Origin of the sequence: Psychroflexus halocasei, from assembly GCF_900107595.1 — a bacterium.
Classification (GTDB): Bacteria; Bacteroidota; Bacteroidia; order Flavobacteriales; family Flavobacteriaceae; genus Psychroflexus; species Psychroflexus halocasei.
Map to the genome: position 1 here is coordinate 42162 of NZ_FNQF01000002.1, position 17491 is coordinate 59652.

General features: G+C 34.3%; 17 protein-coding genes and 1 pseudogene. 14 read left to right on the forward strand and 4 right to left on the reverse strand.

The genetic code is table 11. The features are described 5' to 3' along the window. The first annotated feature begins 46 nt into the window (after positions 1 to 46). The 8 genes and pseudogenes from BLV84_RS02245 (at position 47) to BLV84_RS02280 (ending at position 7367) form a co-directional block, all read left to right on the forward strand. Positions 47 to 1420, forward strand: coding sequence for an alanine/glycine:cation symporter family protein (locus BLV84_RS02245; protein WP_093238914.1), 1374 nt, complete (start codon positions 47 to 49; stop codon positions 1418 to 1420). Between the two features lie 19 nt (positions 1421 to 1439). Further along, complete coding sequence (locus BLV84_RS02250; RefSeq protein WP_093238916.1) at positions 1440 to 1955, forward strand: GNAT family N-acetyltransferase; 516 nt, start codon at positions 1440 to 1442, stop codon at positions 1953 to 1955. 148 nt (positions 1956 to 2103) lie between these two features. Beyond that, positions 2104 to 2658: a flavin reductase family protein gene (locus BLV84_RS02255; RefSeq protein WP_234953072.1), complete on the forward strand. Its 555-nt coding sequence runs from the start codon at positions 2104 to 2106 to the stop codon at positions 2656 to 2658. A gap of 38 nt (positions 2659 to 2696) precedes the next feature. After that, positions 2697 to 2827 (forward strand): annotated as a pseudogene (locus BLV84_RS02260) (DUF2256 domain-containing protein). A 549-nt stretch (positions 2828 to 3376) separates the two neighbouring features. After that, entirely contained in the window at positions 3377 to 3886 is a 510-nt protein-coding gene (locus BLV84_RS02265; RefSeq protein ID WP_093238918.1) for a tetratricopeptide repeat protein, read from the forward strand. A gap of 321 nt (positions 3887 to 4207) precedes the next feature. After that, on the forward strand, positions 4208 to 5215 hold the full coding sequence (gene asnA / locus BLV84_RS02270) for an aspartate--ammonia ligase (protein WP_093238921.1): 1008 nt from the start codon (positions 4208 to 4210) through the stop codon (positions 5213 to 5215). A 122-nt stretch (positions 5216 to 5337) separates the two neighbouring features. Next, positions 5338 to 6597, forward strand: a complete 1260-nt coding sequence (locus BLV84_RS02275; protein ID WP_093238923.1) for a putative DNA modification/repair radical SAM protein — start codon at positions 5338 to 5340, stop codon at positions 6595 to 6597. Continuing rightward, the gene (locus BLV84_RS02280) at positions 6594 to 7367 is read left to right on the forward strand and encodes a TIGR03915 family putative DNA repair protein (RefSeq protein ID WP_234953073.1); all 774 of its coding nucleotides are present in this window, start codon (positions 6594 to 6596) and stop codon (positions 7365 to 7367) included. Before BLV84_RS02275 ends, BLV84_RS02280 begins: the two co-directional genes overlap by 4 nt. 69 nt (positions 7368 to 7436) lie before the next feature. Here the strand turns inward: BLV84_RS02280 and BLV84_RS02285 are convergent, their stop codons facing one another. Beyond that, complete coding sequence (locus BLV84_RS02285) at positions 7437 to 9491, reverse strand: dipeptidyl-peptidase 3 family protein (RefSeq protein WP_093238927.1); 2055 nt, start codon at positions 9489 to 9491, stop codon at positions 7437 to 7439. Between the two features lie 124 nt (positions 9492 to 9615). Beyond that, positions 9616 to 10236: a hypothetical protein gene (locus tag BLV84_RS02290; RefSeq protein ID WP_093238929.1), complete on the reverse strand. Its 621-nt coding sequence runs from the start codon at positions 10234 to 10236 to the stop codon at positions 9616 to 9618. Positions 10237 to 10684: 448 nt separating this feature from the next. Between BLV84_RS02290 and BLV84_RS02295 the strand changes: the two genes are divergently transcribed. The 6 genes from BLV84_RS02295 to BLV84_RS02320 all read left to right on the forward strand — a co-directional run bounded on the left by BLV84_RS02295 (position 10685) and on the right by BLV84_RS02320 (position 15182). Continuing rightward, positions 10685 to 11161 (forward strand): lipocalin family protein, encoded by a 477-nt coding sequence (locus BLV84_RS02295; protein WP_159429380.1) that lies wholly within the window; start codon positions 10685 to 10687, stop codon positions 11159 to 11161. A gap of 12 nt (positions 11162 to 11173) precedes the next feature. Beyond that, on the forward strand, positions 11174 to 11869 hold the full coding sequence (locus tag BLV84_RS02300; RefSeq protein ID WP_093238935.1) for a YiaD family glycine zipper/OmpA-like lipoprotein: 696 nt from the start codon (positions 11174 to 11176) through the stop codon (positions 11867 to 11869). A gap of 295 nt (positions 11870 to 12164) precedes the next feature. Further along, a complete protein-coding gene (locus tag BLV84_RS02305; RefSeq protein ID WP_093238938.1) occupies positions 12165 to 12770 on the forward strand; it encodes a superoxide dismutase in 606 nt (201 codons plus the stop codon). Beyond that, positions 12767 to 13213: a tetratricopeptide repeat protein gene (locus BLV84_RS02310; protein WP_093238941.1), complete on the forward strand. Its 447-nt coding sequence runs from the start codon at positions 12767 to 12769 to the stop codon at positions 13211 to 13213. The genes BLV84_RS02305 and BLV84_RS02310 overlap by 4 nt, the downstream gene beginning before the upstream one ends. Positions 13214 to 13319: 106 nt before the next feature. Continuing rightward, positions 13320 to 14765: a leucyl aminopeptidase family protein gene (locus BLV84_RS02315; RefSeq protein WP_093238944.1), complete on the forward strand. Its 1446-nt coding sequence runs from the start codon at positions 13320 to 13322 to the stop codon at positions 14763 to 14765. A 120-nt stretch (positions 14766 to 14885) separates the two neighbouring features. Beyond that, positions 14886 to 15182 (forward strand): hypothetical protein, encoded by a 297-nt coding sequence (locus BLV84_RS02320; RefSeq protein WP_093238947.1) that lies wholly within the window; start codon positions 14886 to 14888, stop codon positions 15180 to 15182. Positions 15183 to 15207: 25 nt separating this feature from the next. On the opposite strand, the gene BLV84_RS02325 is transcribed toward BLV84_RS02320, so the two are convergent. Further along, on the reverse strand, positions 15208 to 16368 hold the full coding sequence (locus tag BLV84_RS02325; RefSeq protein ID WP_093238950.1) for a metal ABC transporter permease: 1161 nt from the start codon (positions 16366 to 16368) through the stop codon (positions 15208 to 15210). Then, positions 16361 to 17488, reverse strand: coding sequence for a metal ABC transporter permease (locus tag BLV84_RS02330; RefSeq protein ID WP_093238953.1), 1128 nt, complete (start codon positions 17486 to 17488; stop codon positions 16361 to 16363). Before BLV84_RS02330 ends, BLV84_RS02325 begins: the two co-directional genes overlap by 8 nt. Positions 17489 to 17491 lie beyond the last annotated feature (3 nt).

Genomic DNA, 17491 nt, shown 5'->3' on the forward strand with positions numbered 1-17491 from the left:
GATGACTCTACGTTAATTTCGTAATTTCCAACAGAAATTAAATTTTATGGATTCTATTCAAGAGTTAATCTCTGATTTTGCATCTGCAATGTGGGGATTACCTCTGATCATTCTATTGATTGGTGGCGGAATTTATCTATTGATATTATCCAAGTTTCTTCCCTTTAGATATTTAGGTCACTCCATTGATTTACTTCGTGGTAAATTTAATAATCCTGACGATCCAGGAGAAATCAACCATTTTCAGGCGCTTTCTACAGCCTTATCTTCTACTGTTGGTATGGGAAATATTGCAGGTGTTGCTGTAGCGATTACGCTTGGCGGTCCTGGTGCAATCTTTTGGCTTTGGCTGAGTGCGATTGTCGGGATGGGAACAAAGTTTTTCACAAACACGCTTGCCGTCATGTATCGCGGTAAAGATTCCGAAGGAAAAATACAAGGTGGCGTCATGTATTTCATCGAAGTTGGTTTAGGAAAGAAATGGAAGTTTTTAGCTGTCATCTTTAGTTTGGCTGGTTTAATTGGCGCTTTACCGGTTTTTAATGTCAATCAACTTACGCAAGCTATCAATTATATTTTGCTAGAACCCAATAACATTGAAACAGGTTTTATGACAAACCTGACAATAGGAATTGTGTTTGTCATTTTAACTTCTGTCGTTATTCTTGGCGGTTTACAACGCATTAGCAAAACGGTTTCTAAACTTGTTCCAGCAATGGTTGCACTCTATTTCATTTCAGTCCTTGCTATTATTGCTATCAACTTTGAGGTGGTTCCCACCTATTTTAAAATGATTTTTACAGATGCTTTTGCTGCAGAAAATTATAAAGGCGATCCGATGTTTGGCGGACTTTTAGGCGGATTAATTATTTTAGGAATCAGACGTGGCGCATTTTCAAATGAAGCAGGAATCGGAACAGCAACAATGGCGCATGGCGCAAGTAAAACCTCTGAGCCTGTTCGTGAGGGTCTTGTCGCAATGTTGGGTCCAGCAATTGATACTTTGGTGGTTTGTACACTCACGGCACTTTCTATTTTAGTCACAGGCATTTGGAAAACTACGGATGCCAACGGCGTTAGTTTAACTGCAGCTGCCTTTGAAAGCGCAATTCCGTATGTTGGCGATTATCTACTTCTGCTCTGTATTTCTGCATTTAGTATTTCCTCTCTGTTTTCATTTTCCTATTATGGCACAAAATGCTTGTCGTATTTAGCAGGCGCGACATATAAACATTATTACAATTATGTTTACATCATCAGTATTTTAATTGGGGCAACCACATCTTTAAGTGCGATGATTAATCTAATTGACGGTTTTTTCGCTTTGATGGCAATTCCGACAATGATTGCGACGCTTATTTTAGCGCCTAAAGTGATGGTAGAAGCAAGACGATATTTTAAAAAATATTCTGATAAATAAGTTGTTCTAATTTATATTTATGAAAAAATTGATATTTCAAACAATCCAAGAATCAGATTTAGCTGAAGTTTTGGGGATGTTTAAAACTGCTGCAGAGCGCATTTCTAAAATGAATGTTGATCATTGGCAATACTGGAAAAATCCACCTCAAGAAAAAGTAGAATGGGTTAAAGATGGCATCAAAAACCAAGAATATTTTTTTGTTTTAAATGAAAAAAACAACAAAATCGGAATGCTGCGAATTCTTGATGAAGATTTATTGTATTGGGGAAAACAAGATAAAAAATCAAAGTATGTGCATTCATTAATTGTTAAAGATGAATTTGCAGGGAATAATTTAGCCGAAAAAATTCTTGACGAAGTTGAAATATTAGCACATAAAAATGCTTGCAAATACTTAAGATTAGATTGCGATTCAAAGAATCAAAAACTTTGTGCCTTCTATGAAAATTTAGGATTTCAAAAAGTAGGTGCAAAAGAATTACCGCTCTCCATTTACAATCTATATGAGAGGGAAGTGACAAAAAGCAGTTGACTCATGTAAAATTAATAAGCTTAATCTTATATTGACTAACCTCAATAGCTATTAAATAAATCATAAATTAAAAGTGAAGATTATTAAGGCAAAATTCTAAAAGTTAATTTAATAAAATCATTTTTACAGCTTAAAACTCAAGCATAGATTGAACCTCATCAATTCCATTTCGGGAGTTAAACCTGCAAATCTAATCGGAACTAAATCAGAAGAGGGACAAGAAAATTTAGCTATATTTTCATCTGTTGTTCATTTAGGTTCAAGCCCAGCTCAGCTTGGTTTTGTCATGCGACCACAAACCGATGAGATCAAAGATACTTATGCTAATATTCAAGAAACTGGTTATTACTCAATTAATCATGTTGGTGAATCTTTCGTTGAAAAAGCACATTACACTTCGGCTAAATTAAAAAAAGAAGAATCTGAATTTGAACACATGAATATTGAAAATATATACATCAAGGATTTTCATGCGCCTTATGTGAAAAAAAGTCAAGTTAAAATGGGAATGAAATTGACTCATCAAATCCATTTGCCAAACGATTGCATCTTTATGATTGGTGAAGTCGTTCTTTTAGATGTCGCAGAAAAAATAATAAATGAAAAAGGACAAATTGATCTATCAGCTTCAAAAACAACAGGAATTTCTGGTTTAAATACGTATTACAGTTTAAATAAAATTGATGATTTCCCTTATGGATGATTTCCCTTATGTAAGAACAAACGAAATACCTGATTTCAATGACTAAGCCTAAAGAATCAAAAATTTGTGCGACTTGTGGAAAACCTTTTGCATGGCGAAAAAATGGCGTAAAGATTGGGACAAGGTCAAGTATTGCAGTGAAAGGTGCAGACGACATAAAAACTCTTAAATATGATTTTGAAATATTTCAGAATAAAAAGTATGAAAGACACTATGATGAATAGCTAATTCAAAAACAATAATCTGAATTTATATTAAGAGAAGACCTTTTAACTAAAAGTAGGATTTTTTATTTAAAATAAAAACTTTGTTTTGTCAATTTTTTTCGTAAATCTTGCAAAAAATAACAGCTCTTCAAACATGTCAAAATTTCATCTGATCATTCTACTTCTCATCTTGCCAATCAGCTTATATTCTCTAAACAACCTGACAAAATTGATAGTCTTCAGGAACCTTTATTCAAGCCTTTTATAGAAAGATATATTCTTGATGAAATAAAGAGTTTAAGACAAGAAAACCTGGAGCTAAAAGCAAATCTCACAAAGCAAATCTCACAAAGCAAATCGCCGAAGCTAAACTTGAATCATCTGATAGAGCTGTCAACTATACCACTAGCACCATCAACAATATTTTTTATATCATCACTGCTGCTGCCTCTCTATTACTTCTTGTAGGTTGGCGATCTTTAAATGACATTAAAAAAAGTCTGAAAATTGATATGTCTAAAAAAACTGAAAACATTATCGCTCAATATGAGAGACGCTTACAGCAAATTGAAAATAAAATGACCGAGCGCTCTAAGGTGATTATTGAAACTCAACAAAATATTACGAATACAAACTCCATTCATTCTTTATGGATGCGCGCAGGACTTGAAAAAAGTGAAGAGGATAAAATTACAGTTTACGACGAAATCCTGAGTATCAACCCCAATGATATTGAAGCCATGACTTATAAAGCCGATGCTTTGCTAGAAATCGGTGAAGTGCGTTGGGCTTTAGATCTTTCAAACACAGCGATTGAACTAGATAATAATTACGCGCTTGCTTATTGGCAACGTGCTTGCGCTTATGCTAAATTAGAAAAACAAGCTGAAGCTTTATCTGATATTAAAAAAGCAATTGAACTTTCTGATACACTTGAAGATGAATTACTCAACGAAAGTCATTTTGAGAATTTACAGAATAATGCTTCTTTCAAAAAGTTAATTTCTCATTATAAAAGCTAAGCTCATCATTTAATTCATTTTTTTTTATAAGTTTGTAGTTCTATGACACATATTTTAAATCATATCTTCAATCTTAACTTGAATAATAATCGATTCAAGAACAGGAAGATCATGCTTTAGAAATAATATATTTTCAAATTTCAAAAAAGGTCTTCTACATTTCAGAAGATCTTTTTTTTTTTGCTTAAAACTCAACAAATGATTCACATTAATATCAATACAAATAATAATAACTCTCCACCTTAAGCAGGCGAAAATCTCCCTATGTGTTAAGCCTGCCGTTGTGTAGGCTTTTTTTATGTCAGAAATTTAAAATTAAAAATGATGAAAACAGAAATATTAAAAATTGAAGAAGCGATTAGCTTCACAAAACAAACTTTAGAAACAGAACTCAAAAAACAACTTGAGTTAACAAGAGTATCTGCACCTATTGCAGTGATGAACGATACAGGCGTAAACGATGATTTAAGCGGCGTAGAAAGATCTGTTGTATTCCCAGTTAAATCTTTAAAAGACAAAAAAGCTGTGATTGTTAACTCACTTGCTAAATGGAAAAAAATAAGGCTTAAAGAACTCGAAGTCAGCGAAAACAAAGGAATCTTCACAGACATGCGTGCCATCAGACCAGATGAAGATTATAGCCATATCCATTCAATATATGTTGATCAATGGGACTGGGAAAAAAGAATTTCAGACGCTTCAAGAAGTTTAGAATATCTCAAAACAGAAGTCAAGAAAATCTATGCGTCGCTAAAAAACACTGAAGAAAAAATACATCTTCATTACCCAGACATATCTCCTATTTTACCTGAAGAAATCACTTTTATTCATTCAGAAGAATTGCTTCAAATGTATCCTACATTATCACCTAAACAACGTGAATATGAAATTACAAAAAAGTTTAAAGCTGTATTTTTAATTGGAATTGGCAAAGCATTAAGCAACACAAAAAGTCATGATCACAGAGCGCCAGATTATGACGATTGGATTACAAAAAACGAAGATGGTTATTACGGTTTAAACGGTGATATTTTATTGTGGAACCCGATGACGCAAAACAGCTTTGAAATTTCATCGATGGGAATTCGCGTTGATAAATCAACTTTAATGAAACAGCTTCAAGTCACTGATCAGCTGCATAAACAAAGTTTGTTTTACCATCAATTATTGCTCAGTGATGAATTGCCAGAAAGTATTGGCGGCGGTATTGGTCAGTCGAGAATGTGTATGTTTTTGCTCAGAAAAAGACATATCGGTGAGGTACAAGTTGGCATTTGGCCCGATAAAATGAGAGCTGAATGTGCCCAAAACGGAATTCATCTTTTATAATGAATTAATCAAAAAGTTCAATCAGTTTTTAGACATGTTCAACAAAACATAAAGTTTCAATTTCATTTTAAAAAATCAAATAATAATTGGAAATAATCCTTATTTTTGTTTAAACTCCAAACATGGATTACGATAGAATAAAAGAAAAGCTTAATATACTCGCTGATGCTGCAAAATATGATGTTTCATGTTCGAGCAGTGGCAGCAACAGAAAGAACAAAAACGGACTCGGGAACTCTAGCGGAACTGGTATTTGTCATAGTTATACACCCGATGGTCGTTGTATTTCTTTACTTAAAATTTTATTGACTAATCATTGTATTTATGATTGTGCTTATTGTGTCACGCGTAAAAGTAACGATATCAAACGTGCTGCTTTTAAAGTTCAGGAAGTTGTTGACTTGACGATTAATTTTTACAGAAGAAACTTTATCGAGGGTTTGTTTTTAAGCTCTGGTATTTTTAAAAGTCCAGATCACACAATGGAAAGATTAATTCGTGTCGCTAAAAAACTTAGAGAAGAAGAGAGTTTTAATGGCTACATTCATCTGAAATCAATTCCTGGTGCTAGTGATGAATTAATGTACGAGGCTGGTTTATATGCCGACAGACTCTCAGTAAATATTGAAATTCCGACACGTGAAGGTTTAAAACTTTTAGCACCAGATAAAGACAGAAAAGACTTTTTAAAGCCAATGAAGAAAGTCCGAAATGAAATTGATAAATATAAATCAGAAAAGAAAATCATTAAAAGCACGCCAACCTACGCACCTGCTGGACAAAGTACACAAATGATTGTTGGCGCCACTCAGGAAACGGATGCTGAAGTGATGTACACGGCAACTTATTTATACAAAAAATATAATATGAAACGTGTTTATTACTCTGGCTACATTCCTATTTCTTACGACAGCAGATTGCCAGCCATTGGAACTGAAGTTCCAATGATGCGCGAAAATAGACTTTACCAAACTGATTGGCTGTTGAGGTTTTATGGCTTTTCAATAGAAGAATTACTCAATAAAGAACATCCGAATTTAGAAAGTGACATCGATCCGAAATTGAGTTGGGCTTTAAGAAATCTACACCTCTTCCCTATTGATATTAACAAAGCTGATAAACAACTTTTAGCTAGAGTACCAGGATTAGGGATGAAATCGGTTTATAAAATATTGAGTGGCAGACGCTACAGAAAATTGGGTTGGGAACATCTTAAAAAAATGGGTGTTGCGCTTAATAGGTCAAAATATTTCATCACTTGTAGTTCACGTTATTTTGAGACTAAAGATTATACGCCTCAACAAATCAAACAACGCATTTTGTCTGAAGGTCATAGCAAATATCAAAAAACGCTTTCAAATCAACTTAACCTTTTTGGATGATGCAGAACACATTTATCTATGATGGAAGTTTTAATGGCTTGCTCACTGCAATATTTGAGATATATGAACTAAAAATTAAAAATGTAAGGATCGTTGCTAAACATTATTATGAAGCTTCTTTTTTTGAAGAATATCACGAAGTGATCACGAATGAAGAAAAAGCAAACCGCGTTTGGAAAGCAGTTATAAAATACGGTAAACCCATTGATGCTCATTTAATTTATAGGTGTTTTTTAAGCGAAATTAATGGAATTGAGCAAAACCTATTTAATTACATCAAAATATTGATATCTAAAAAACAAAGTATTGCAAAAGATTATGGCCAAGCTGATGTTTTTCATTTAGCTGAAGTCAATAAAAAAATTGGTCGAGAAAAACATCGCATGGATGCTTTTGTGAGATTTAGAAAGACTAAAGACAATATTTATTTTGCAAGCATTTCACCAGATTTTAATGTCTTGCCTTTGCTCGAAAAACATTTTCAGAAAAGATATGCTGATCAATTGTGGTGTATTTATGATATCTGCAGAAATTACGGACTATATTATGATTTGAATTCAGTTAAAATTGTACATTTTGATTTACCTGAAAATATTTTAAATACTTCTGATGAAATTTTTCAAAAAGAAGAAATTCAATATCAGAAACTCTGGAAGAATTATTTTGAAAGCACAAATATTAAAGCTCGCGCAAATCAGAAACTTCACGAGCAGCATGTACCGCGCAGGTATTGGAAATACTTAAGTGAAAAGAACTTATTAAACTGGTAATACTATTCATAAAAAAACCTCTTTCTTCAAACGAAAAAAGAGGTTTTAAAATATTAAAAATTAATCTTCTTAATTGACTTCAGGAAGATTATTATATTTCTTAGAATATTCCATCATCTGATCAGCAAAATGATTTGGCTGAGTGACTTTAATTGTTTTGATTTCACCATTATCATCAATTTCAGGAACTAAAACAGGATTCACAAAACCACTATAAGCAGCTGATTTGAATGCTTCATTTCTTTTCAAGACTTCTTTATGAATGTCTTGGTCAACTTTAACACCATAAGTTTCAACTAAGTTCTTTGCAGCTTCGTAATCACCTTCAGATTTGATGCGTTGAGTTTCTCGCAATAATTCACCAAAAAGTTCACGTAATTGAGCGTAATCTTTGATATCAAAATATGTTTTACCGTCTTTGGTTTCTTTGACGATCACATTATCTTCTTTACCTTTTTCATAAACCCAAGCACTTACCCATTGACGATTACGCATGTGAGACTCTTCGATATCTTTACCTTCTTCAATTCGGATTAATTGCGTCATTAAACCATTTCTGATATAATCATTATAAGCTGCTTTTCCTAGAGCTTCAGCGTTATCAGTTAAACCTAATTCTTCTAATTTAGGATCCATTAAATAATAAAGACCCACTAAATCAGCGCGACCTTCTTCAAGTGTTGAAGCATAACTCTTTAAAGTTTCCTTAGTCTCGCCAACACCATTATTGATCACACCTGAAGCGTGGCCAACAACTTCATGTAATGCAGTGTGTAATTTATCAGCTTGCTCGCCATATTTCTTAGAAAGCTTGATTTCTTCTTCATCATGAGCAAACTCCTCTAATTTTTCAGAACCACCAGCATGACTGTAAGCGTAAATGATATTTCCTAAAGAAACTGATTTACTTCCGTGTGCTTCTCTAATCCAGTTAGAGTTTGGCAAATTCACACCAATTGGTGTACTCGGAGATGCGTCACCAGCTTCACCTGCAACATTTACAGTTTTGTATGTTACACCAACAACATTTTTCTTTTTATGCTCATCCATTATCGGAGACTCATCTTCAAACCATTGCACGTTATCTTCGAAAACCTTCATTTTCTTAGACATATCAAAATCTTTGATTTGTACAATCGTTTCATAAGAACCTTTGTAACCTTTTGGATCGTTATAAACTTCTATAAAACTATTGATGTAATCGATATCACCTTCGGTTGCTTCAACCCATGCGACGCTGTAATCATCCCATTTCTGAAGATCACCAGTTTGGTAATATTCAATTAATAAACCTAAAGCATCAGCTTGAGCTTTATTTTCAGCAACATCTTTTGCTTTTTCTAACCATTTGATGATTTCATCAATAGCGCTTCCATAAAGTCCGCCACTCTTCCAAACCTTCTCGACAATTTGTCCGTTTTCTTTAACCAATTTAGAATTTAAACCAAAAGAAAGAGGTTTATCAGGATTTGGAGATTTTTTATTTGCATAAAAAGCATCAACATCTTCAGCTGTGATGTCATCACCGTAAAAGTTAACAGCAGAACCTTTGACTAAACCTTTTGATTCATCAAGATTTACTTTCTTGTTGTCTTTATCATTAAAAATAACTTCAAAAGCTTCACCTTTTAATTCAGTATTTGTCGCGCTTAATAATTCTTTTAAATAAGCTTGATTAAATTCAGGTTTAAGCTTGTCGTTTGAATAATGGTGGTGAATTCCGTTAGAAAACCAAACTCTTTTTAGGTAAGTTTCAAAATTCTTCCAGTCATCAGCGTTTTTATCACCATCATAATTTGCATGGATATTTTCTAAGGCTTTTCTGATTTTCAGGTTGTGTTTATAGTTCTGATCCCAAATAATATCACGACCAGATAAACCTGCTTGAGTCAAGTAATAAACTAATTTTTGCTTTTTTAAAGAAAGCTCATCCCATCCTGGAATTTGATAACGCAATATTTTGATGTCAGCAAACTCATCAACAGTGTAATGAAATTCAGCATCACTCAATTTGTCAGTTTGCTCAGTTTTTTGAGCATTTTCTGTTTTTTCTTTCCCATTTTCATCACAAGACACAAAAGTCATGAGGCCCAATAAGGCAATAGGAATGTATTTCAATTTCATAAATAAAAATTATAGGATTTCCAGCAAATATAAACATTCACATTTTAAAATTGGGCGTGCCTCACAAGAGTTGAATAAGCTTTTTATCAAAGTCTAATTTTTAAGCGAAATTATTCATGTTAATTCAACTGTCAGATTGAAGTTGAATTGCCAGTTTATACAACTCTCCTTCATCAATTGTCTTATTTAAATTCCGATCAATAAAGATAACAATGTAAAATTTTTCCACATCAGTTTCTGAAAGCTGCTCTTCTTTTCCGTCATTAGAAAGGGCATTAATCACAAATTCAAGTTGGAGCTGCTCACCCTGCGTTTGGATTAAATCTAAACGTCGCTTGTCAGCATCTTCATAAAATAAATAATGGTGCCCAAAACGATCTAAAAATAAAGCATCATACTGTCCACTTGCATGTGGCGCCATGCCAGATCCTGGTTCAAAAAAAGGCACTTCTGCCGTTGTCTGTCCAATCTTCACCTTTTCTAATGCTTTGACATCTAAAAAACTTGCCAATTGAATCGCATAAAATTCTTGCGTTTCAGTCTTGTACATTTTATTATAAAATTGAAATGAAAATTCATCTGGTGCAATTGTTATGACATCTTCTACCATAATTTTTTCTCCGTATTGATGTAGACTGATTTTATCAAATTGATTAGATGAAACAGACTTGTTTGACTCTAAAACATGACAAGATTGTGTCAGCATAAAAACAAAAGATAATAAAAAGAAAGATCTGATTTTCATTTATTGAGGGTTTACAAGGTTTGTAGAATGATAAAAATACAACAACATTTGATAAAATAACTAAGGTTTTATCAATTGATACTCTCGCCAAAAGATATTCATAAAGTGAGATACACCTTCTCTCAACCTTATAATCTTCTCTTTATCTTACTCTACATTTTATCACAGGTTCTTAAACTTTTATTCTAATTGCGGTGACAAATTCAGATACCTTGTGTTATGAAAATCATTTTTTAATACGATGTAATGCTGAAAAAGGATTCATCAGACTTAATCAATTTTAATATCTTATTAATAGAAAACAACTTGATTTCAAAATTATACACCATTATAAAGACATTCATTAACAGTTAGATAGCGAAAAAGTTAACAAAATCAAGTTAAATTGCCGTGCAGACTTAAAATGATGCTGTTAATTTGCAGTACAAATCAATTAAAAAACAAAATTATGAAGAATTTTATTGCATCCATTTGCATCAGTTTGCTTTTTATTTCTTGTAGTACATCAAAAATAGAACGCCAATCAATGCGCACATTAAAAGGAGATTGGACTATAACTGATATTAGCTATCCAGGAAGTTCTGGTTTTGTCGATGTCAATTTATTCAATGATGCCTCTGTCAATTGCTTTAAAAATTCATCTTGGAATTTTGTCAGTAATAACAACACTGGCCACTACACTTTAAGTGGTTCTGACTGCCCATCTGGACAACAAAAATTTGCTTGGAATATTGAAACTCTGCAAAACAACACCTATGCTTTTACATTAAAACCAGTTGATAAGGGTGATAATTCACGTAAAATCAAACAAGGATTCGGCATGGAAATCACACAACTCAATGATTATAATATGACGACGCGCCAAACTGTACAATACAATGGTGCCCCTTTTATCGTCCAAATGGAATTTTCTAAAAACCGATAAATCTAACATAACATGAAATTAACAAAAATGAAAATCATCACCTTTGTGATGACTGGAAGCCTACTATTCTCAAGCTGTGAAGCGATAAAAAACACAAATAAAACACAGCGTGGTGCCGCTGGAGGTGCTGCTGGTGGCGCAGTCATTGGTGGCGTTATTGGCAACAATGTTGGCGATGGCAACAATACTGCAATCGGTGCTATTATTGGCGGCGTTATTGGTGGTGCTGCTGGAGGCTACATTGGAAACCGTATGGACAAACAAGCACGAGAAATAGAAAATCAAGTTCCAGGAGCTGAAGTGAATCGTGTTGGGGAAGGAATCAACATTACTTTTGATGAAAATAGTGGTGTTTATTTTGCAATAAACAAACACGACCTCAATAGTGCTTCTCAAGAATCTTTAGGTAAGTTATTAAAGATTTTTAAAGAATACGATAACACAAATATTCTGATTGAAGGCCATACAGATAATACAGGTCGCGCTGAATACAATATGCAACTTTCTGAAAAAAGAGCAAATTCTGTCGCTAGTTATTTTACACAAAACGGGATTAGTTCTAGCCGATACTCAATAAAATGGTATGGTGAAGAACAACCAAAGTATGATAATGAGACTGTGCAAGGACGCTCACAAAATAGACGTGTTGAAATTGCCATCATCGCCAATGAAGATTTAAAAGAAGAAGCGAAGAAAAATACAAATTAATCTTCTGCAAATATGCTTTTAAGCCTTCCCGTTTTTGGAAGGTGTGAAGTCAAAATTCAAAACCGCAAGTTCATGATGAACTTGCGGTTTTTTTATTAAAAACTAATTGCTCTCAAAATGATGCAACATCTATAAATGAGTTGATAAAGATTTGATTCGGCTGAATTCCTAATGTGGGTTCTGCTAAAATTGTTATTATTTGTATAAAATATATTTAGCTTAGCCTAAATAATTTTTAAAGGTGTATTAATTTTATATATTTGAAAAATGAAATTTAATTTTAAATACAATTAAAATGTTAGACATCAAGAAAGAGTTACCTGAACTTCCTTATGATAAAAAGGCATTAGCACCTTTGATTACAGAGGAAACATTTGATTATCACTACGGCAAACACCACGCAGCATACGTGAAAAATCTCAACGGATTGATCAAAGATTCACCACGTGAGGAAAAGTCGGTTAAAGAGTTAATTTTAGAAGGGCATCAAAAAAAGGAAGCTGGTTTATTTAATAATGCAGCACAACACTGGAACCACAGTTTCTTTTGGCATTGTCTTTCACCAAATGGCGGTGGCGGTCCAGAAGGTCAAGTTAAAGAATTAATCGAACGTGATTTTCAAAGTGTTGCGCAATTTAAAGAGGAATTTTCAACATTGGCAACCAAGCTTTTTGGTGCCGGATGGGCATGGCTAGCACAAGATGAATCTGGAAAGTTAGAAATATTACCGATGAGCAATGCGCACACACCTATCACTGAAGGCAAGAAGCCAATTCTAACTTTGGATGTGTGGGAACATGCCTATTATATTGATTACCGCAACGCACGCCCAAAATTTGTTGAGAGTTTCTGGGAAATCGTCAACTGGGATTTTGCTAACGAAAACCTAAAAACATTATGAGTAATACCTGCTTACAACATATAGAAGAAGCTTGGAAACTGAAGACAAATGCTTCCAACAAGCTCTTTTCTGCTGGCAAGTACAAGGCGTCTCTTCTGGGATACGAAGAGGCGCTTTGCCGTGCAGAAGTTTTAAATCAGCATTTGAAAAAGGCAATGATAATTGGCATTCCTTTTATTCAAATATTTGCAATTTCATGTAATAATATTGCTTTCACTTATGAGAAAATGGGCTTGTCACAAAAAGGAGAAAAAATGCTTCAGCGTGTCGTTTACTTTTTAGTATTCCAACATGAAAAAACCGAGCACAATTCAAGAGAAATTCAAAGTGAACTCAAAAGAGCAATGCTGAATTACAATGAATTTGCCAACAGAAACACTTTGGATGTGGACAATGTTAAGCTTGTTTTTAAAGATATTCAAAAGCAATTAAAAATAGCATAATACCAGCGTGATATGATTTCTTGTTCCGCATAAAGTCCTTCTTTGAAACTGGGGAAAGCACAATAAATTTTCATATCTTAATCCTTTAAATCTTAAAACATATATCTTGAACTTTTCACACCTAAACTTAGAGATTAGACCGATTCAATCGCAAGAAAAACTCTCGCAAAACACAAGTCAAATTCTTCTCATCACTGCCGAAGATCAACTGGAGGATAAAAAGCTCAATGCGCTTTTGACTTCTAAAATAAAAGAGGTTTTTGAGAAAAAAGAAAATAAAATTTTCACGCATATTGCTGATAGGGAATACTTCATTTGCGTCATCAGCTCTCGAGAGTTTAATAAAAATAAATCTTTAGGCATTTCGCTTTACAAAGATTTGAAAGACGAGAACGTCAACGCTGTCTTTATGAATGGTTTACAACAGCTTTCAAAAGAACAAAACCAGGCTTTTCTAGAGGGTTTCTATTACGGGAGCTATCAATTTAAAGCCTACAAGAAAAAGGAAAATACCAGTAAAATAACGGCTTATATCTCTCAAACAATTTATGAAGAAATAGCCATTGGGCAAATTAAAAACCTTGCCGAGAGTGTTGCTTTAACAAGGAATTTAGTCAACGAGCCGCCAAACAAACTCAATGCTTTGATGTTTTCAAAGCAGGTTGAAGAGGCTGGGAAACACTTTGGTTTTGAAACAGAAATTTTACATGAACAAAAGATTACTGAGTTAGGAATGGGTGGATTACTCGGTGTCAATCAAGGTTCTGAAGTCCCTCCTACTTTTAATATCATGACTTACGCGCCAGAAAATGCGGTCAACACAGCACCTTTGGTTTTAGTTGGTAAAGGTGTCATGTTTGACACTGGTGGTTACTCTCTAAAAATTAAAGGCGGTATGTCAGGTATGAAAGCTGATATGGGCGGTGGCGCGACTGTTCTTGGAATTATCTCAGCAGTGGCAAAAAACAAATTACCATATCATATCGTCGGACTTGTCCCTGCGACGGATAATAAAATTGACGGAAAAGCACTTTTAGTTGATGATGTCATCACGATGATGGACGGAACAAATGTTGAAATTCAAAATACAGATGCTGAAGGCCGTTTGGTTTTAGCCGACGCTTTAGTTTATGCAAAAAAATACAAACCTCAACTCGTCATTGATATTGCAACCTTGACAGGAGCTGCCGCTGCAATTACGGGACCATTCGGAATTGCCTCTGCTGGCAATCAGCAAGAAGATATTGATGAATTAAAACAAGCTGGAGAAAAAACTTATGAACGCCTTTTTCAACTGCCGCTGTGGGAGGAGTTTGCAGACCTTTTGAAAAGTGATGTTGCAGACCTTAAAAATATTGGAGGCCCAATTGGTGGTGCGAGTACAGCAGCGCAATTCCTCAAACATTTTACGGCTTACAACTGGATGCATTTAGACATTGCTGGTGCTGCATTTTTAGATAAACCAGCAGGAACGCTTCCTGCTGGTGCAACAGGCGTTGGCGTGAGACTCGTCTATGATTTCATTCAAAACAGATCAGTAAAAAATAATTAAGGAATAGATGGTTTAGTTTTTTAAGTTGCCAAAGCCAAGCGTGGATTTTCAATCTATTCTTGGCTTTTTTTGATCCTATTATTTAACTTGTATACACGGTAGAAAATTGAATACTTCACGATGAAAACAAAAGACCAATACACAAAAGCTTTGCTGTGGAGCCATAAAATCATTGGCTTAGAGATCCATGCGTATAGCAATACTGACCAATTAATGAAAGCTTTGGCGGCCTACTTGAATGAATTGATCGCACATGATTTCAATAAGCTGATAACGATTTTGTACCGCATTGATGTATCTCAAAAAAAAGCAATGTCAACTTTGAAAGCCCAAGCCAATCAAGAAACGCCAGGTGAAACTTTAGCAAAACTGATTATAGAACGACAGCTTCAAAAATTGAAATTTCGAGAAAATTAAAAGACTTTTGAACTGGTTTAAAAACTTAAGCTCTAAACAGAAAGAAGCGCTTTTTTAATTCCTCTATTGCAGTTTCTTTGTTTGTCGTAATATATTTTAAAGCCTCTTCAGTAAACTCCTCTCCTTTTTCAGTCAGGGACACAATAGAATCCGTAATTGTAATGAGGTTATTTTTCAAGGCTAAATCTAGAACAGTTTTCGCTTGTATTTTCTCCCAATTGATGTGATCTTCTAAGTGGCTGACATGGCGTTCTTCTATTTCTTGATGGTTTTGTAAGTGAAGTAAAAAGACTAAGAGCGAAACTTCAATGCGTTGTTTTCTTTCTTTAAACATCACAGAAAACACGCCTTGGTTAGGTGCGAATAAATAGACCAAAAGAAAAACGATTCCTAAAATTGTTGTCATTGACCCAGCGATGGAAGCATCTAAATAATTGGCCATCCAGTAACCGCCAACGGCTGAAAAGACACCAAAAATACAACTCAAAATAAGCATTTTCTTCAAGTCATTGGTCAGCAAGTAAGCCGTTGCTGCTGGCGCAATCATCAAAGCGACAACTAACACAGCTCCCACAGCATCAAAAGCACCCACAACAGTCACCGAGGAAATTGTCATAAGGCCGTAGTGTAAGACAATTGGTGAAAACCCTAAAGTGGCGGCGAGACCTTTATCAAAAGTGCTCAGCTTGAGCTCTTTAAAAAACAATAATAACAAAATTACTGTCACCACTAGGATTGAACCAATGACCCAAAGAGATTTTGGGCCAAGATCAAGATCTCCTATCAGCAATCGATCAAAAGGTGCAAAAGCGAGTTCCCCAAGCAAAACTGCATCAATATCTAAATGAACATCGTTTGCATTTTTAGCGATAAGGATCACACCAATACTAAAAAGCGCAGGAAACACCAAACCAATGGCTGTATCTTCTTTTACCAAACCCGTTTTCTGTATAAACTCAACCATAACAACAGTGACAACACCTGTTAAGGCTGCAAATAAAATGAGTAATGGAGAGTTTAAATCTTGTGTGATAAAGAAGCCCAGAACGATTCCTGGTAAAATAGAATGACTGATCGCGTCACTTATCATCGCCATTTTACGCAAGACTAAAAAAGTTCCTGGTATGGCACAAGCCACCGCGACTAGTGATGCTATTAATTGTATTTCTAATTGTGCGCTACTCATTTGTATTTCCTATTTCGTTATACATTTTAGCCGCTTCATGAAAGCCTTTTTCAGTCATTGCCCATTCATTTCCTTTTAATTGAATAAAATGCTGTTTTTCAAGTTGTTTTAAAGACTTTTTTGTAAATCCATGAAAGTTATTCAAAATCTTAATGGCATGTGGGTGAGAAATATTATCATGATCTTTAACGATGCGATACATGAATGTCAAGGTTTTTTTAAGATTGAGTTCTTTTCTGTTTTGATGAAAACGTATTTGTCTAAAAAGAAGTCCACGTCCAGGTGAAAAAATAAATGAAAAAAGAACAAAAACAGCTGCGACTAAAACGATGACTGGCCCAGTTGAAAGGTTATCTTGACTAGCACTAATTGCTGTACCAAAAACACCTGATAAGGCACCAAAAATAGCTGCGATAAAAATCATAACACCTAAACTATCTGTCCATTGTCTTGCCGCTGCAGCAGGCGCTAACAGCATTGCGCTCATTAAAACAACACCAACAGTTTGCAAGCCTAAAACAATTGCAAGGACAATAAAAACTGTAATTAAGATATCTAAAAAGCGCGTATTAAACCCTAAGGTCTCTGTGTAATCTGGGTCAAATAATAGAACTTTTAATTCTTTCCAAAAAAGAAGCAAAACGATTAAACTCACACTTGTCACAGCTGTCATGACCCAAACATCAGACTCAACTAAAGTTGCTGCTTGACCAAACAAATACTTATCTAAACCTGCTTGGTTTGCATTTGGCATTTTTTGAATAAAAGTCAATAACAGCATTCCAAAACCAAAAAATAAAGACAGAATCAAACCTAAAGCTGTATCATTTTTTAATCTTGTTTTTTTTACAATGCTTTTAATCCAGAAAGTTCCGATAAGTCCGCTGATCAATGCACCGATTAATAATAAGTTTGAGTCTTTAACGCCAGTTAAAATAAAAGCTAAAGCTATACCAGGTAAAGCTGCATGTGAAATAGCATCGCCTAGTAAGCTTTGTTTTCTTAAAACGGCAAAACTTCCTAACATTCCGCATACTGCGCCCAAAACTGCAGTCCCTAAGGTTATTGTCCTTAAGGTATAATCAGAAAAAACTAAATTAAAATATTCTGTTATTGACATCTA

Excerpts from the sequence above, each read along its gene's own strand:
- BLV84_RS02325 (WP_093238950.1), bottom strand. The coding sequence starts at position 16,368 with ATGAGTAGCGCACAATTAGAAATACAATTAATAGCATCACTAGTCGCG.
- BLV84_RS02275 (WP_093238923.1), top strand. The coding sequence starts at position 5,338 with ATGGATTACGATAGAATAAAAGAAAAGCTTAATATACTCGCTGATGCT.
- BLV84_RS02310 (WP_093238941.1), top strand. The coding sequence starts at position 12,767 with ATGAGTAATACCTGCTTACAACATATAGAAGAAGCTTGGAAACTGAAG.
- BLV84_RS02295 (WP_159429380.1), top strand. The coding sequence starts at position 10,685 with ATGAAGAATTTTATTGCATCCATTTGCATCAGTTTGCTTTTTATTTCT.
- BLV84_RS02250 (WP_093238916.1), top strand. The coding sequence starts at position 1,440 with ATGAAAAAATTGATATTTCAAACAATCCAAGAATCAGATTTAGCTGAA.
- BLV84_RS02305 (WP_093238938.1), top strand. The coding sequence starts at position 12,165 with ATGTTAGACATCAAGAAAGAGTTACCTGAACTTCCTTATGATAAAAAG.
- BLV84_RS02300 (WP_093238935.1), top strand. The coding sequence starts at position 11,174 with ATGAAATTAACAAAAATGAAAATCATCACCTTTGTGATGACTGGAAGC.
- BLV84_RS02290 (WP_093238929.1), bottom strand. The coding sequence starts at position 10,236 with ATGAAAATCAGATCTTTCTTTTTATTATCTTTTGTTTTTATGCTGACA.
- BLV84_RS02285 (WP_093238927.1), bottom strand. The coding sequence starts at position 9,491 with ATGAAATTGAAATACATTCCTATTGCCTTATTGGGCCTCATGACTTTT.
- asnA (WP_093238921.1), top strand. The coding sequence starts at position 4,208 with ATGATGAAAACAGAAATATTAAAAATTGAAGAAGCGATTAGCTTCACA.
- BLV84_RS02265 (WP_093238918.1), top strand. The coding sequence starts at position 3,377 with ATGTCTAAAAAAACTGAAAACATTATCGCTCAATATGAGAGACGCTTA.
- BLV84_RS02330 (WP_093238953.1), bottom strand. The coding sequence starts at position 17,488 with ATGTCAATAACAGAATATTTTAATTTAGTTTTTTCTGATTATACCTTA.
- BLV84_RS02245 (WP_093238914.1), top strand. The coding sequence starts at position 47 with ATGGATTCTATTCAAGAGTTAATCTCTGATTTTGCATCTGCAATGTGG.
- BLV84_RS02280 (WP_234953073.1), top strand. The coding sequence starts at position 6,594 with ATGATGCAGAACACATTTATCTATGATGGAAGTTTTAATGGCTTGCTC.
- BLV84_RS02320 (WP_093238947.1), top strand. The coding sequence starts at position 14,886 with ATGAAAACAAAAGACCAATACACAAAAGCTTTGCTGTGGAGCCATAAA.